Below are 15,459 nucleotides of genomic sequence, written 5' to 3'. Positions count from 1 at the left end.
CACCAGCGTGCGGTATGATTAAAACTGTTTGAAAATTTCTTTAAGTTGTACAAACAATAAGGGTTGAACAACAGCCTTACCTGTTTTTTCGAGAAGGATATAATGAATACTGACCGCATCCTTCTTTTTATCTTTTTGTAATACCTGAAAAGCTTTTTTGGCATCAAAGGCTGCAAAAGTTGGTAAGCCATAACGGGTCAGCAATGTTGTAACAGCTACCGTGTCTTTAAAACCTTTTAGTTGCTGAGAAATAACAGCCGCATAGGTCATCCCAATACTGATAGCTTGTCCATGACTCAGTTCATACATATTTTCGATGGCATGTCCGAGTGTATGCCCAAAGTTTAACAGCTTTCTTTCTCCTTGCTCACGTTCATCTGACAACACAACTTTTGTTTTAAGCAAAGCATTTCGCTCGATCAGTTTCACCAATAGCTGATGATCTTTTTTATAGTCACTGAGCTTATACTTTTGTAATTCTTTAAACATGAACGCATCTTTGATACAAGCATGTTTAATGATCTCAGCAAATCCATTCTGCCATTCGGTTAATGGAAGTGTTTTTAAAAAACTGTAGTCATACAAAAGGAATGAAGGCTGACGAATCAATCCTACCATATTTTTATAAACACCAACATCAATTCCATTTTTACCACCGATTGCGGCATCTACCATGGCCAATAAACTGGTAGGAACAAAACCTACATCAATACCACGCATGAAAATACCTGCTACATAACCTGTGATATCTGTAACCACACCTCCACCAACACCTACCAATACTGTTTTCCGATCTGCTCCCATCTCTACCAGCTGATCAATGATCATATCCACTGTCTGCTGCACTTTATAAGCTTCGCCGGGTTTCAACACGATGGTATTCCATCCTTTGAATTTCTTTTTATGACCTGCAAAAACATGCTCATCAGTAATGAGTACTACTTTTTCTTTATCAACGATCTTTTGTAAATGATCGAATGATGCATCAAAGTAATAGTTCACTTTTTTATCCGGAAATGATACTGTTTTCTTCTTCATAACCTCTATGACGATGCACTAAGCATTCATGATCTTATTCTGATGATTGATACTTTCCATATGCACAGCATCAAAATATTTGGTGATGAACTCACGACTTAAACCTAATTGATCTCCCTTCGCAAACGCTCTATCCAGAATAGCATTCCATCGATTGGTTTGCAGGATCGTAATATTATTATCCTTCTTGTACTGACCGATCTTATCGGCCACTTTCATTCTTTGTCCAAGTAATTGCAATAATTCATCATCCAGCTGATTGATCTGCTGACGCATTTTTTCCATTGCCGCATGCAGTTCTTCAGAGCTGATATCTTCCTTACGCCAGATAATCGAACTGATCATCTCACCGAGTCTTTCAGGGGTCACTTGCTGTTTCGCATCACTCCATGCATTATCGGGATCGATATGGCTTTCGATGATCAAACCATCAAAATCAAGATCGATCGCTTTCTGGGCTACATCCATGAGGATATCTCTTCTTCCACAGATATGAGAAGGATCATTGATCAAGAGCATATCCGGATTTCTTCGCTTCATCTCAATGGCTAAATGCCACATCGGAGCATTCCTGTATTCGGTATTTCCATAAGAACTGAATCCGCGATGAATCAGTCCGATATTTTTGATACCCGCTTTGGCCACTCGTTCCACAGCACCGATCCATAATTCCAGATCAGGATTGATCGGATTTTTGATCAGTACGGGTACATCTACCCCTTTTAATGCATCTGCCACTTCCTGTACACTGAATGGATTAACCGTGGTGCGTGCACCGATCCACAACACATCAACATCAAAATGCAAAGCATCTTCTACCTGCTTACCCGTTGCCACTTCAACAGCTACAGGTAATCCTGATGCTTTACGTGCCTGTTGCAACCATGGCAGCCCTTTGGTACCAATACCTTCAAAACTACCCGGACGTGTACGTGGTTTCCAGATACCGGCTCGCAAGATATCTACCTTACCTGTTGCTGCGAGTCTGGTAGCAGTTTGTAGCACCTGCTCTTCGGTCTCGGCACTGCACGGACCGGAAATGATCAATGGGCGCTTCTGCAATAAAGCATCCACATTTGTTTTTTGTTCGATTGCTTGCTCCATAAAATATTGCTGATTTCAGATGTCGGATGTCAGATATCCGGTTTGAACTCATTCAAATCTGACATCCGACATCTGACATTTTAAATTTTATTCTTCTCCTCTTCGCGGCTTCCTCGCTCCACCTGAGTCTGCATCATTCATTCTGATCCTTCTGCCCTTATAATTCTTGCCATCAAGTGCACGGATCATCTGATTGGCTGCACCCTTTTCAATTTCGATCCAGCTGTTCATGTCTTTCATATCGATCTTACCCAACACATCTTTCTTCAAATCACTCATGTCTAAGATGAACTGCAGGAAACTTGCTTTATAAAAGCCATCTTTTGTTCCGAGATTCACAAATAAGCGGCTATAACCACCTCCACGCTTGTATTCTTTTCTGTTATCGCCTTTTCCGCTATCTCTTCGTCTTCCCTGATCCGGTGCGTCATTGTACTCGCGTCTATTCTTCTCACGGAAATTCAGGTCTTCCGCATTTTCATAATACTTCAGGAAACGATCGAACTCCATGGCTGCCACGCGTTTCAGTACATCTTCCTTACTTACATCTGCAAACTTTTCTGCAAGCATAGGCACATAGGTTTCATAATCGCCATGACTGATGTCTGCTGACAAGAGTTTATCCATGAAGTGAAAGAACTGTTTACGACATACATCTTTTCCACTTGGAATATCGAGTTTATGAAACTTAGAGTTATTGATTCGCTCTATTTGTTTCAGTCGATACATTTCCTTGCTATGTACGATTGAAATACAGATCCCTACATTTCCTGCACGTCCGGTTCTACCACTTCTGTGTGTGTAAACCTCTACATCATCCGGTAATTCATAGTTGATCACATGCGTGATACCTTGTACATCAATTCCGCGGGCTGCAACATCCGTAGCGATGAGGAGCTGCAGACTTTTATCCCTGAACTGACCCATCACTTTATCACGTTGCCCTTGTGTTAGATCTCCATGTAGTGCATCGATATCATAACCCTCACGCGTCAATCTTTCCGATATTTCTTGTGCATCGATTTTAGTTCTGGTAAAAATGATACCATAGATACCAGGATTAAAATCAATGATACGTTTTAAAGTTTCATATCGGTGATGTGAACTCGTTACATAGTATTGATGATCGATACTTTTGTTCGCTGTATTGACTTTTCCTACTGTTACTTCAGCAGGATCTTTCATGTAACGCTTACTCACTTTGCGGATCTCAGGAGGCATGGTTGCACTGAATAACCAGGTACTTTCACGCTGTGGGGTGTTCTTTAAGATGAATTCAATATCATCCTGGAATCCCATGTTCAGCATTTCATCTGCCTCATCCAAAACCACATACCTGATCTCTTCCAAATTGATCGCTTTTCTTTCAATAAGATCGATCAATCTACCGGGTGTTGCTACTACTATTTGAGTTCCTCTTTTCAGATCACGGATTTGCAATCCGATAGAAGCTCCTCCATAAACAGCTACAACTGAAACCCCTGTCATGTATTTCTTGAACAGTTCTAACTCTTTTACGATTTGTAAGCAGAGTTCGCGGGTTGGACAAACAACCAGCGCCTGTGGATGTTTAGCCTTTGCGTCGATCACATGCAGCAGTGGTAATCCAAATGCTGCTGTTTTACCTGTTCCTGTTTGGGCGAGACCAATAAAATCCTTCGTACCACTGAGTAGTACAGGTATCGCTTGTTCTTGTATTGCGGTTGGGTTCACATACCCCAACTCATTCGTTGCCTGAATCAATCTTGCATCAATTCCCAACGCTTCAAATGTCATCATGTATAAAAAATTTGTGCAAAGTTACCTAATATAGGGGGCTTTGCCGGTTTTATTTGGGTTTTAGCGGGTAGCTAACGGTTCATAGCTAATAGCAGATCGTCTTACTATGATCTATTGACCATCAGCGATTTGCTTAACGGAGAATCCGCTTAATCCCGTTCGCATTCTCAATCAACTCCTGTAAATAATCATAGTTCTCCTTTTCCAGACAGGCTTTGAATTTCCTGAGCTGGGCGATATGTTCATTGAGCACATCCAGCACATTATCACGGTTTTGCATGAAAATGGGTACCCACATGGCCGGATTACTCTTGGCCAATCGAACCGTACTTTCAAAACCTCCACTTGCCAGCTCAAAAATGGCATCTTCTTCTCGCTCTTTCTCTAAAACAGTATTCGCCAATGCAAAAGAGGTAATGTGAGAAATATGGCTCACATATGCCACATGTACATCATGATCATCAGCCTTCATGTAAAGAATATGCATGCCCAAAGCGCTGTATAGTGCTTCTACTTTTTCAACTGCGTCTTGATCACTCTCCTCCCTTGAACAAATGACAGTGGCTTTATTGGCAAATGCTGCTTTCATCGCTGCATCAGGACCACTGTATTCTGTTCCCCACATTGGGTGAGTGGCTACAAATCGACCACGCTTCGGATGATGGGCCACAGATTCACAAATGATTTTTTTAGTGGATCCCACATCCATCACCACCTGGTCTGTCACCTGATCCAATATCTGTGGCAGCATCGCTTCCGCAGCATTGATGGGAGTTGATAAAATGATCAGGTCTGTTTTTGCGATCGCTGTTGTCAGATCTGCAATTTCATCTACCAGTTTTAACTCCAGTGCTTTTGACGCATGTGTTGGGTTGTTCTCAACACCTACTGCAAAAGTGATCCATCCTTTTTCACGCAATGTCAATGACAATGACCCGCCAATCAATCCTGTTCCTATGATCGTTATTCGCATTTTATAATCTGGTTTGAATTCTTTGAATAGCTTCTTCGAACTTCTCAATACTTCCGCAAAGGCTTACACGGATATAGTTCTTACCCGCATCACCAAAAATACCGCCCGGAGTGATGAAGACCGAAGCACCGTATAATACACGATCGCTCAGTGCATATCCATCTTTAAACGAATCAGGAATAGCCGCCCACACAAACATTCCTACCTGGTCTTTGGAAAAGCGACAATTCAATTGCGAGAGTAATTCAAACACTTTTTCACGTCTCGCTGCATAAATGGCATTGATACCATCATACCAGTCTCTTCCCAATTCCAATGCTTTTGCAGCAGCCAATTGAACAGGCAGAAACATTCCACTATCCATATTGCTTTTGAAACGAAGTACTTCATCGATCCTTTCTTTGGCACCACATAACATCCCTACTCTCCATCCGGCCATATTTGCACTTTTGCTAAGTGAATTCAATTCCAATACCACTTCTTTTGCATCCGGTAAACTCAACAGACTCGTGGGGTGATCATTCAGAATAAAACTGTATGGATTATCATGACAGATCAATATGCCATGCTTTTTTGCAAAAGCGATCAGCGATGTATAAAAATCGCGAGAGGGCATTTGTCCCGTCGGCATATGCGGATAATTGACCCACATCAACTTAACACGAGAAAGATCTTTTTGTGAAAGTGCTTCCAGATCAGGTTGCCATTGTTTCGCTTCTGATAGTTGATATGTAACCGGGGTACCTCCCGCCAATTTCACTGCACTGCTGTAGGTCGGATATCCGGGGTCAGGAATCAATGCTTCATCACCTTTATCAAGATAGGTCATACAAATATGCATGATCCCTTCTTTACTACCGATCAAAGGAAGTACTTCTGCATCAGGGTCTAATGTTACACCATACCATTTCAGGTACCATTGACTGATCGCCTTACGCAACACAGGTGAACCTTTGTAGCTCTGGTAAGCATGTACATTATCTTTTGCAGCAGTTTCCTGTAACACGCTGATCACTTCCGGATGAGGAGGCAGATCGGGACTGCCGATACCTAGGTTCAGGATATCTTTCCCTTCCTTGTTCAGCATTTCTATCTCTCTCAGTTTTTGTGAAAAATAGTATTCCCCAATACCATCCAATCTGCTGGCTATTTTCATTTCCATCATTATCCTTTTACAAGTTTTCCTTTTGTATAGATCCCGAAAATTTTGACACTATTGGTTAACGATTCGATCGACTTAAGCACGTGTTCAAATTGTTTTTGACTTTCAAATTCCATGTCTGCATAAAACCCGTATTTGAAATGACTACCGGGAATCGGCATGCTTTGCAACTTGCTGAGATTGATTCCGCCTGCTGCAATCTTCGTAAGTACTTTGGATAGTGCACCTTTATCATGACTGGTTTGAAAATAAACGGATGCCTTATTTGCGTGCACATCCGGTGTGAACGTGCCTGATCTTTTTAAGACCAGAAAACGAGTGATATTATTCTTCATTGTATGAATATCCGGACAGATAATATCCAATTGAAATAATTCGGCAGCCAATTTACTGGCGATAGCAGCAGTATGTTTACTTCTGTGTTGATGCAGAAGTTTTGCGCTCAAAGCCGTATCCTCTGTTTCCACCAATTTCCATGGATATTGCTCCAGATAATCCAAACATTGGAGTATGGCCATGGGGTGGCTATGTACTTCTTTAATATCTTCCAATCGAACACCCGGGTTCACCAATAAATTCTGACTGATAGATAGATAAACCTCTCCGACAACTTTGAGTTTACTTTTTTGCAAGAGGTTATAGTTCGGAAGAATACTACCGGCGATAGAATTTTCAATAGCCATAACAGCACCTGCGGATTGTTTGGCATCACCGGCAATTTGTATCAATTCACGAAAACTGGCACAAGGAATCACTTCAACATTTTTTCCAAAAAATGATCGTGCAGCTACCTGATGGAAACTGCCTTCATAACCTTGTATGGCGATCCCTGATTTTGTATTGGGTAATATGTCTCCGTGTTTTATCATATTGGTTATAGATCAAAAAAAATCCCGACCATTTGGCCGGGACTGTATGTTGATTGTTGTTGTTCACTTAAGCTTTAACAAATACTACCCGGCTCCTTTGATTAAAGAAGTAATAAAAGAAAAAATAAAACCAGGTATTGTTTGTTCTTGTGTTCATTGATTCAAATATAGAACAGGAAAACATATGAAACATCAATACGAGAAAAATTATTTTACTAACAAACCTTAGTTTCCCTCGTTGTATGTTTCATACGATTGATGAAACACTTCACAGGATGACGATTGTTGATTAAATGTAAAACCACAATATCGCGAGATCATTTCTCGTAGAAATTCTTTTCCAAGATCTACAAAAAAACGTCATTCTGAGGAACTTCCGATCTCTGATCGGAATGTGACGAAGAAAAAAAAAGCCCCTCCGTGGAAACGGAGCGGCCTCTAACGATTGCTTGCCATATGAAAAACTCTTTGAGAACCCTATCAGCCGGCAAGCTGGCACTTCATGATCTTATGCACGGGTTCTGCGTTCAAATTAATGAGCAGCTGGAGCAGCAGCAGAGCTGTCTGTAGTAGCAGCAGCGCTATCAGGAGTAGCTGTAGCAGCGCTATCAGTTGATACAGGAGCTACAGTTGCAGATGAATCAGTTGTAGCTTCTTTGTTTTCTGCGTTACCGCAAGCAGCGAATACGCCCAGTGCCAGAACGAATAATAATTTTTTCATTGTGTGGTTTTTTTTGAGTGATTTTAAGGTTAATACCCGCTTATAGTAAAAGGTAACCCGGCATCACCTATTTTTTTTCAAAAATATTTTAGGTTTATTTTGGGTTACTTTTACCCTCTACACCGTATTAAAAGAACAATAGTGAAAGCCGATACCAACGAGCAAGCATTACTGAAAGGACTGGCCAATAACGATTCCAAGGCAATTGAAACGATCTACAAGGATAATTTCAATACCATTCAGGCTTTCATATTGAATAATAATGGTTCTTACGACGACGCCAGGGATATTTTTCAGGAAGCTATGATTGCGCTATATGAAAAAGCACAAAGCGAATCATTTGTCTTAACCTGTCAAATTAAAACCTATGTATATTCCATATGCAGGCGTTTATGGCTTAAACGATTACAACAACTGGGAAGATATTCGAATCAAGTGGACAGCCTGGAAGAGACTATCCCGGTGGAAGAAGATCTCGAAAACCATGAAAAACGAAACGCAGCTTTCGCCATCATGGATCGGGCAATGAATAGTCTGGGTGAACCCTGTAAAAGTCTTTTAGAAGGGTATTACCTGAAAAAAATGGGGATGCAAGAGTTGGCACGCGAATTTGGTTATACCAATGCCGATAATGCCAAAAACCAGAAGTATAAATGTTTAATGCGCTTAAAGAAACTATTCTTTACGCAATATAATATCGGAGAGTAAGTACCATGGATGACATTTTATTATTAGAAGCCATCGAAAGATACCTCAGCGGCGACATGAGTGCCGAGGAGCGTACTTATTTTGAGACGCTTCGTAAAAATACACCTGAGATAGATCAGATGGTGGTGGAGCATAACATGTTCCTTCATCAGATGGATATGTATTCCGCTCACCGTAACCTGAAACATGGCTTGCATGAAGCACATCAGCGTTTACTGGATCGCGGAGATATCAATGAAGGAGGTGTTATTAGCACACGAGGTCGTGTGGTTCAATTATGGAATAAATACAAACGCGTAACGGCTATTGCTGCGAGTGTTGGCGGCATGATCGCACTTTTCATCAGCGGCTTGGTCATGTATTTTGCTCCCTCTGTGAACGGAAATCAACTCCAGCAATTAAGTAATGATATTGCTGTCATTAAAAAGAATCAACAAGTTCAAGGGAATCTGATCAATGAGGTAAAAAGCAAACTTCCTGAAGGTGTACGCTTTGTAAGCGGCGGTTCCGGATTTTTGATCGATCCTAAAGGATTCATCATAACCAATGCCCACGTTTTGAAAGGCTCTGGCGCCATTGTTGTCAATAATAAAGGGAAAGAATTCAATGCTGATATCGTTCATATCGATCAGGAGAAAGATTTAGCCATATTAAAGGTTACAGACAAAGAGTTCATTCCGCGCAAGAGTCTCCCGTATGGTATTCGCAAATCAGCTTCTGATCTAGGCGAAGAAATTTATACCCTTGGATATCCTCGCAACGAAATCGTGTATGGCATGGGTTATCTCAGTGCACGTAGCGGTTTTGATGGCGATTCTCTTTCTTATCAATTACAAATGAGCGCTAATCCGGGTAACTCCGGCGCTCCGGTTCTGAATAAAAATGGAGAGATCATCGGTGTACTCAGTACAAGACAATCTTCAGCAGAAGGTGTTGTATTTGCCGTAAAATCTAAAAATATTTTTGGACTGGTAGATTCTTTCAGAAAATCAGATACTGCTGAAAAGATCAAACTCCCAGCTAAATCCAGCATCAAAGGAACACAACGCAAACAGCAGATCGCGGAAGTAGAGGAATGTGTGTTTTATGTGAAGGCTTTTGCGAAGTAATAACAGATAACAATTGAATCAACAAAACGGCGAACATCTTTATTGTGTTCGCCGTTTTGTTTTAAAGCAGTGATCTTAGATTTTACAAATCTGCCATCAGATATCTACCATTATTTCCAGAGACTAGCCGGGTACTCTCCTGCTGCCACCAATGCATTGATACTGGCCTGTACCCCGGGAGCATCTTCTTTGTAGGTTACCCCAAACCACTGAGACGAAGTCGGAATCACTTTTACAACCCCTTTACCTGATTGTACAAAATGTTTTGTCACGGTTGGAATGTAAAACTCTGATTTTAATTCTTGCCCTTGCTTTTCCAGAAATTCATTGAACAGTTTTTCTGCCAGATCAATATAACCAGGAGCAAAGCAGAGATAATTCATGCTTACCAGGCTATTTTCAGGCAGCACCGTCAATTGATCATTTTCCTCATACACGATATCCCCCTCAGGTCTTGCAAAGATCTTTGTACGCTCATTGATATCCGTCAAATTACCCATTGCATCAATCTCACAAACACCCCTGCTAACTGTTCCATTATCACTCAGCGTGTTTCTCAACTGATAACCAATGATACAATAAGTCTGTTCGTTACATTGTGTTGTTAAAAAAGTATATGCTTTCGCAAAAGCATCTTTTCCATAAAAATCATCTGCGTTGATCACCGCAAAAGGTTCGTTGACCTTGCCCTTACAGCATAATACGGCATGTGCAGTACCCCATGGCTTTGTACGGTCAGCTGGAACTGCATATCCATTGGTAAAAGCAAACAAATGCTGATACACATAATCTATGGCGATTTTACCTTTAAGCTTGGGTTCGAATATCGATTTAAATTGCTCGGCGAATTCTTCGCGGATGATAAAAACAACTTTTCCGAATCCTGCACGGATAGCATCGTAAATTGAATAATCCATAATAGTTTCGCCATCGGGACCAAAAGATTGGATCTGTTTCATGCTTCCATATCGACTGGCCATCCCGGCAGCTAAAATCACTAATGTTGGCTTCATAATATCCTATTGAGAGCAACGAAACTAAAACTTTCAGCTGTACGAAAAGAACAGATGTTGATAAATATTGAAAATATTCATATTCAATCAGTAAAAACACTTTCATCCAATGATGTTCATACTGATATACTCCGATTAGACCTCATACACCCCGTGATCAGCGGCAATAAATGGTTTAAAATTCAACACTACCTAAAAGAAGCCATTGCATTAAAGTCTACCCGATTGGTGAGCTTCGGAGGCGCTTATTCCAATCATATCGTTGCGTTAGCTTTAGCCGGACAACAAGCCGGCATTCCTACCATTGGTTTTATTCGTGGAGATATTCAAACCGATCTATCCCCCACCATGCAAGAGGCGATGAGCTATGGAATGGAATTACGATTTGTAAGCAGAGCTGAGTATCGACTGAAAGATCAGATACAAGCATCCCACCATCAATCAGGATGGTATTGGATACCCGAGGGGGGGTATGGAATACTAGGCGCTAAAGGTGCTGCAGATATTTTACGCATATATGATACATCATCATACAGCCATATCATTTGCGCAACCGGCACAGGCACCATGATGGCCGGCTTGATTCAAGGTGCATACTTGCCACAGCAGATACTCGGTATCAGCGTCTTGAAAAATCATCATTCCATAACACAAGAAATACAGACACTCTTACAAGAACAGGAAAATGGCTTGCCTACATTTCAATGTATTCATGGATATCATTGGGGTGGTTATGCGAAGTATCAGCCCGATTTATTATCGTTTATGCAAGATCTCTGGCATAAGGAACATATACCAACTGATTTTGTATACACTGCAAAAATGATCTATGCTATTAAAGACCTGATCCAAAAGCACCATTTTGCACCGGGTAGCAGCCTACTGCTCATTCACAGTGGCGGTTTACAGGGAAATAGATCCCTCCCACCTCATATCCTTCCTTTTTAATCGAAACACTGCCTTTATATTTGCTGTCATGAATGGAAAAAAGCTACTGATCTTTTTATTGATCCTTGTATTCAACCAGATTCATGCACAAAGGGCCTTACCTGGTTTTACTGTAAAAGACCTTGGCAAAGGCAAAGTAAGTATCAGCTGGATCAACCCATACCCATCCTGTAATCAGCTGGCCATTCAACGCTCTACTGATAGCATCAATTTTCGTACAATTTTTTCAGCCCAATCTCCCGAACTCCCGGCCAATGGATTTGTCGATCAAAAACTTCCATCGGCGCCTCGCATCTATTATCGGATCTTCTATGTATTGAAGGGCGGAAGCTATTTTTTTACTGATAGTAAATCACCTGAACCGATAAGTTCGCAGACCCCTCCAATAGTTCAGATCGATGATGTGAGTGCGCGCATCGAAATCCCTAAAACAGAAATAAAAAAAGATAGCACAACCACTACTACCACCGTTGAAAAATATATTCAGATCTTTAAAAGAGGGGTGCCAATATTTCAATTATCCGTTTCTGCGTACCGGAACTTCCGTGACTCATTGATCAAACAGACGCAAGATTCGTTGTCAGTGATCAAACCCGGCGAGATCAACTGGAAACCATTTATTCCAAAACCAAAAGAATATGTGAGTGTATTTGTAAAAGACACATTGCTTGTTCAGATAGAATTGCCTTTCTATAAGCGTTTCAAAGATTCCGTGACCAATACCACAAAAGATACGATCTATCAGATCACCACATTCAGGGCTGAATTGCACCGATTCATTCCTAAACCAGTATGGAAGCCCTCAATTTTTATCTATACCAATACATCCGGCTATTTGAATATATCAGTGCCTGAAAAAGATTTCCAACTATATCGTATCATATTTTTTGATGCGGAGGGAAAAGAACTCTTTAGAATCAATAAGCTGAAAGAGCATGAATTGGTCATGGACAAAGCCAATTTCAAAAAGAGTGGTTGGTATGATTTTGAATTGTATAAGAACAACGACCTGATCGAAAAAAATAAATTCTTTCTGCAGAAAGATTAGCTTTCAGTCAAAACAACATCAAAAACTTTTTCAAAATTATTTTTGACCAAAGCCTTTACTTCCTCAAAAGGAATTGCATGCCCCAATTCTTTTTCCAGTGAAGTCACTTGTTTACCAACAATACCACAAGGAACAATATGATCAAAATAAGTCAGATCAGTATTTACATTGAATGCAAATCCATGCATGGTGATCCACCTGCTGCATTTAATACCCATAGCACAGATCTTTCTTTCTTTACCCGGAATATCTGGATCTAACCACACCCCTGTTTCACCTTTACTTCTATCGCCTTTCAAACCATAATGTGCGAGTGTAAGAATGATCACTTCCTCCAAACTTCTAAGATACCATCCAAGATCCGTTTTAAATTGTTCCAGATCGATGATCGGATAACCAACGATCTGACCTGGGCCATGAAATGTGATATCCCCTCCGCGATTGATATGAAAATAATCAATACCTCTCTCCTGCATCTCTTGCTCTGAGATCAGAATATGTTCTGTCTTCCCACTTTTACCCAAGGTATAAACAGGCGAATGCTCAACGAATAAAAGATGATGGGCTATTGTATTCTGGGCAGCCTGATCAACAGGATCAAACATTCTTGCAGCCGATTTCATTTCCACCTTCTCCTTGAGCATGGCTTCCTGCTCATCCCAAACCGACTGATAGGACCTGAATCCCAAATCCCTGAATATCACTGACTGCATGATGCAAAAGTAATATTGAAAGTGGATATCAGTTCATTTTAATCCGCTTGGATGGTTTCTGCTATTTTTGCAGGATGCAGGAAGAATTAGATCTCCAGCCGGAAGAAGGCACAGAAGAACTATATGAACGAAAGACTTTTAAAGTTGATAAAGGTCAGGAGCCTTTACGCATTGACAAATGGGTACAAGGACGCATTGAGGGTGCTACCCGTAACAAAGTTCAAAAAGGTATTGATGCCGGTTTCTTAACGGTAAATGGACAAGTTGTTAAAAGCAATTACAAGATCAAGCCGGGTGATGAGATCGTTTTGATGAGTCTGATCAACCCTGAACATACCGAGCTAAAACCGGAAAATATTCCGTTGAATATTGTGTACGAAGATGATGCGGTAATGGTACTCAATAAACCTGCGAATATGGTAGTACATCCCGGCATCGGTAATTTTACTGGCACCATGCTGAATGGCGTTGCCTATCATTTTTTACAACAGAATCCGAATCTCGACGAAGAATCGCTTCCTCGTTTTGGACTGGTGCATCGAATTGATAAGAACACTACCGGACTCATCGTTCTAGCCAAAACGGGTGATGCTGCTGCTCATCTTGCCAAGCAATTCTTTAACCATACAGTGAATCGAAAATATCTGGCATTGGTATGGGGAGATGTTCAGGAAGACAGTGGCACCATTGAAGCCCATATTGCGCGTCATCGTCAACATCGAAAAATGTTTGATGCATATCCTGAAGGAGAGATCGGCAAACATGCCATCACACATTATAAAGTCATTGAGCGATTCAATTATGTGACACTGGTAGAATGTGTTCTGGAAACAGGACGTACCCATCAAATTCGTGTACACATGAAACACATCGGTCATACCCTTTTCAATGATTGGGAGTATGGTGGAGATAAAATTTTAAAGGGAACAATCTATACCAAGTACAAACAATTTGTAGATAACTGCTTTGACATTTGTCCGCGTTGTGCACTCCATGCGCAAACACTTGGGTTTATTCATCCTGTGACCAAACAACCCATGCATTTCGAAGCTCCATTACCCGATGACATGCAAAAAGTCATTGAAAAATGGAGAAACTATGTTCGAAACAAAACGATAGAATCATAAATGAGCAAAGGAGTTGAAACCTGGAACATTCCTCAACTCCTTGTTTCTGTGTTTCTCTGTTCATTTCCCCCCCTTATATTTGTAGTCTAAATTCAAATTTATGTCTAATGACATCCGTAATAACTGGACACTGGAAGAAATACACGACATCTATAATACGCCTCTATTAGAACTCGTATTTCGTGCAGCACAACTGCATCGTAAATACAATGATACTGCTGAGGTACAGGTTTGTACATTGTTAAGTATCAAAACCGGAGGATGCAGTGAGGACTGCGCTTATTGTCCACAAGCGGCCCGCTATAATACGGGTGTTGATGTACAGGCGCTCATGAAAAAAGATGAGGTACTAGCTTATGCTCAAAAAGCAAAAGAAGCAGGTTCTACACGTTTTTGCATGGGTGCTGCATGGCGCGAGGTAAGAGATAACCGCGATTTTGACCGCGTATTAGACATGGTGAAAGGTGTCAATGAAATGGGCATGGAAGTATGTTGTACACTTGGAATGTTGACTGAGGACCAAGCCAAAAAATTAGCAGATGCAGGATTATATGCTTACAACCATAACCTGGACACCAGCAAAGAACATTACGGCGAGATCATTACTACGCGTACTTATGAAGACCGTTTGGAAACGCTGGAGAATGTGCGCAAGGCTGGTGTAACGGTTTGCTGTGGAGGTATCATCGGATTGGGAGAAACTCATGAAGACAGAATAGGTATGCTACACACTCTGGCAACCATGCCTGAACATCCTGAAAGTGTACCCATCAATTCATTGGTAGCCATTCCGGGAACACCATTGGAACATAATACCAAAGTAGATGTATGGGATATGGTACGCATGATCGCTACAGCAAGAATTTTGATGCCCAAAACAATGGTACGTCTGAGCGCCGGCAGAACAGATATGAGTGTATCAGATCAAGCACTGTGTTTTATGGCTGGTGCAAATTCCATTTTTGCAGGAGATAAATTGTTGACCACTCCGAACCCTTCTTTTGATGAAGACAATCAAATGTTCCAATTATTAGGCTTGAAACCAAGAAAAGCTTTTAAAGAAGAGAGTAAACAATATCTACACGAGATGATTGAGTCATAGTACTCTGATCATTTGTTCTAACCAATAGGCAAACATTAACATCCT

Annotated in this window: 15 protein-coding genes; 6 read left to right on the top strand and 9 right to left on the bottom strand. The window is 41.0% G+C overall.

Annotated features, from left to right (window positions below; all coding sequences use genetic code 11):
- Positions 1-18: 18 nt before the first annotated feature.
- From aroB to ABXG83_RS01545, 7 genes are all read right to left on the bottom strand, one after another.
- Positions 19-1,038, bottom strand: a complete 1,020-nt coding sequence (aroB, locus tag ABXG83_RS01575) for a 3-dehydroquinate synthase (RefSeq protein ID WP_353549744.1) — start codon at positions 1,036-1,038, stop codon at positions 19-21.
- Positions 1,039-1,056: 18 nt separating this feature from the next.
- Positions 1,057-2,142, bottom strand: a complete 1,086-nt coding sequence (locus tag ABXG83_RS01570; RefSeq protein ID WP_353549743.1) for a chorismate mutase — start codon at positions 2,140-2,142, stop codon at positions 1,057-1,059.
- A gap of 87 nt (positions 2,143-2,229) precedes the next feature.
- Positions 2,230-3,921 (bottom strand): DEAD/DEAH box helicase, encoded by a 1,692-nt coding sequence (locus ABXG83_RS01565; RefSeq protein ID WP_353549742.1) that lies wholly within the window; start codon positions 3,919-3,921, stop codon positions 2,230-2,232.
- Between the two features lie 133 nt (positions 3,922-4,054).
- Positions 4,055-4,894 (bottom strand): prephenate dehydrogenase, encoded by an 840-nt coding sequence (locus ABXG83_RS01560; RefSeq protein WP_353549741.1) that lies wholly within the window; start codon positions 4,892-4,894, stop codon positions 4,055-4,057.
- Between the two features lies 1 nt (position 4,895).
- Positions 4,896-6,056, bottom strand: coding sequence for an aminotransferase class I/II-fold pyridoxal phosphate-dependent enzyme (locus ABXG83_RS01555; RefSeq protein ID WP_353549740.1), 1,161 nt, complete (start codon positions 6,054-6,056; stop codon positions 4,896-4,898).
- A gap of 2 nt (positions 6,057-6,058) precedes the next feature.
- Positions 6,059-6,925: a prephenate dehydratase gene (locus ABXG83_RS01550; RefSeq protein ID WP_353549739.1), complete on the bottom strand. Its 867-nt coding sequence runs from the start codon at positions 6,923-6,925 to the stop codon at positions 6,059-6,061.
- A gap of 532 nt (positions 6,926-7,457) precedes the next feature.
- Positions 7,458-7,646, bottom strand: a complete 189-nt coding sequence (locus ABXG83_RS01545) for a hypothetical protein (RefSeq protein ID WP_353549738.1) — start codon at positions 7,644-7,646, stop codon at positions 7,458-7,460.
- A gap of 141 nt (positions 7,647-7,787) precedes the next feature.
- On the opposite strand from ABXG83_RS01545, the gene ABXG83_RS01540 reads away from it, so the two are divergent.
- Positions 7,788-8,354 carry a sigma-70 family RNA polymerase sigma factor gene (locus ABXG83_RS01540; RefSeq protein WP_250685258.1) on the top strand — a complete coding sequence of 189 codons (567 nt, stop codon included), beginning with the start codon at positions 7,788-7,790 and terminating at the stop codon, positions 8,352-8,354.
- 5 nt (positions 8,355-8,359) lie between these two features.
- Positions 8,360-9,463: a serine protease gene (locus ABXG83_RS01535; RefSeq protein ID WP_353549737.1), complete on the top strand. Its 1,104-nt coding sequence runs from the start codon at positions 8,360-8,362 to the stop codon at positions 9,461-9,463.
- A 110-nt stretch (positions 9,464-9,573) separates the two neighbouring features.
- Here the strand turns inward: ABXG83_RS01535 and ABXG83_RS01530 are convergent, their stop codons facing one another.
- Entirely contained in the window at positions 9,574-10,476 is a 903-nt protein-coding gene (locus ABXG83_RS01530) for a sugar phosphate nucleotidyltransferase (protein ID WP_353549736.1), read from the bottom strand.
- 54 nt (positions 10,477-10,530) lie between these two features.
- Here ABXG83_RS01530 and ABXG83_RS01525 point away from each other — a divergent pair, with 54 nt between their 5' ends.
- Positions 10,531-11,424, top strand: coding sequence for a pyridoxal-phosphate dependent enzyme (locus tag ABXG83_RS01525; RefSeq protein WP_353549735.1), 894 nt, complete (start codon positions 10,531-10,533; stop codon positions 11,422-11,424).
- Between the two features lie 28 nt (positions 11,425-11,452).
- Positions 11,453-12,472 (top strand): hypothetical protein, encoded by a 1,020-nt coding sequence (locus ABXG83_RS01520; protein WP_353549734.1) that lies wholly within the window; start codon positions 11,453-11,455, stop codon positions 12,470-12,472.
- Here ABXG83_RS01520 and lipB read toward each other — a convergent pair.
- Entirely contained in the window at positions 12,469-13,185 is a 717-nt protein-coding gene (gene lipB / locus ABXG83_RS01515) for a lipoyl(octanoyl) transferase LipB (RefSeq protein WP_353549733.1), read from the bottom strand. The genes ABXG83_RS01520 and lipB overlap by 4 nt on opposite strands.
- Before the next feature lie 74 nt (positions 13,186-13,259).
- Between lipB and ABXG83_RS01510 the strand changes: the two genes are divergently transcribed.
- Entirely contained in the window at positions 13,260-14,312 is a 1,053-nt protein-coding gene (locus ABXG83_RS01510; RefSeq protein ID WP_353549732.1) for an RluA family pseudouridine synthase, read from the top strand.
- A gap of 100 nt (positions 14,313-14,412) precedes the next feature.
- Positions 14,413-15,414, top strand: a complete 1,002-nt coding sequence (bioB, locus tag ABXG83_RS01505; RefSeq protein WP_353549731.1) for a biotin synthase BioB — start codon at positions 14,413-14,415, stop codon at positions 15,412-15,414.
- Positions 15,415-15,459: the final 45 nt, after the last annotated feature.

The organism is Sediminibacterium sp. KACHI17 (assembly GCF_040362915.1).
In the GTDB taxonomy this organism is placed as follows: Bacteria; Bacteroidota; Bacteroidia; order Chitinophagales; family Chitinophagaceae; genus Sediminibacterium.
The sequence above is the reverse complement of the archived record's forward strand: the minus strand, read 5'-3'. Positions and strand labels throughout refer to the sequence as shown.